The organism is Polaribacter sp. 2305UL8-11, assembly GCF_058147165.1.
In genome coordinates this window covers 1-231 of the sequence record NZ_JBYVJW010000138.1, presented here as the reverse complement: position 1 = coordinate 231, position 231 = coordinate 1, and the positions used below count along the sequence as shown (strand labels likewise).

1 protein-coding gene is annotated in these 231 nt (G+C 27.7%); it reads left to right on the top strand.

The features are described 5' to 3' along the window. Positions 1-197 (top strand): hypothetical protein (locus ACY2RW_RS16490; RefSeq protein WP_490123805.1); only part of this gene is annotated, 197 nt, incomplete at its 5' end. Positions 198-231: the final 34 nt, after the last annotated feature.

The window sequence follows — 231 nt, the reverse complement described above, 5'->3', positions numbered from 1 at the left end:
CTTTATCTCTTTCGGATGAGCAAAAAGCAAAAGCAATTAAAATTCACGTAGAAAGAATATCTGCTGATAGAAAACTTGGCAAAGACGCTAGTAAAGAAGATAAACAGAAATTAAATAAATCCTACTTTAAAAAAATATTCTCAGAGGTTCTTACTAAAGAGCAACTAAAAGCTAGAAAAAAAGGTAAAAAGAGATAAGTCTTGAAACGGAAAAATATCTTTTTATTAATAT